Below are 965 nucleotides of genomic sequence, written 5' to 3' on the forward strand. Positions count from 1 at the left end.
GCCGTCGACGCGGCCGCGCTCGGCGTCGCCCGACCGCGGGGCGTGCTCGCCGACCGGATCCGCACCGGGCTCGCCCGCATCGGGATCCGCACGGCGGCCGGGCGCGACGCGGCGGCCGCGGTGGCCTGGGCCGTCCTCACGGTGCTGCTCCTCGGGGTGCTCGCCGCGCTCGTCTGGGCGGACGGCACCGCGCGCAGCATGTCGCCGGCGCAGGGGGCGGTCATCGCGATCCTCGCCGTCGCGCAGTGCGCACCCCTCGCGTTCCGCCGCCGGCACCCGCGCTCGACCCTGCTCGCGGTGTCGCTCCTCCAGGCGGCGCTCGTCGCGGTGATCCCGCCCCACTTCGGGTTCTGGGCCGCGGCGCCCGTCGTGGCGGCGTACACGGTCGGGGCCCTGCTCCCGCCGGCGTCCGCGGTGCGCGTCGTGGCGGCGGCCATCGGGATCGAGGCCGTCGGCGCGATCCTGGCCGCCACCGGCCAGGTGCGGGCGATGCTCGTGCCCGGCACCGTCGACGCGCGGCTCAGCCTCGACGCGGTCATCGCGGCCGCGTCGATCCTCGCGAGCGGCCTGCTCATCGCCGCCGCGAGCGCCGCGGTCGGCTCCTGGGTCGCGCTCCGCCGCCGCCACGACGGCGACGTGCTCGCCCGGGCGGCCGAGAGCCTGGAGCACCAGGCCACGCTGAGCCGGGCCGCGGTCGCCGCCGAGCGCACCCGCATGGCGCGCGAGCTGCACGACGTGGCCGCGCACCACCTCACCGCGCTCGTCGTGCAGGCGGGTGCCGCCGAGCGCCTGGTGGACCTCGATCCCGAGCGCGCCAAGGACTCGCTCCGCGGGATCCGCCTCCAGGGCCGCGAGACCCTCGACGCGCTCCGCTCCATCGTCGGGATCCTCCGCCAGGCGCCCGACGGCGAGGGCGGCGACGCGGGCACCGCGCCCGTGCCCGGCCTCGCCGACCTGCCCGGCCT

At 79.5% G+C, this 965-nt stretch carries 1 protein-coding gene; it reads left to right on the forward strand.

Translation table 11 applies throughout. The features are described from left to right. Positions 1 to 965: sensor histidine kinase (locus tag DZG00_RS15795; protein ID WP_147360082.1), on the forward strand; the 965-nt coding region annotated here is incomplete at both ends.

This window comes from Clavibacter lycopersici (genome assembly GCF_003576405.1).
Classification (GTDB): Bacteria; Actinomycetota; Actinomycetes; order Actinomycetales; family Microbacteriaceae; genus Clavibacter; species Clavibacter lycopersici.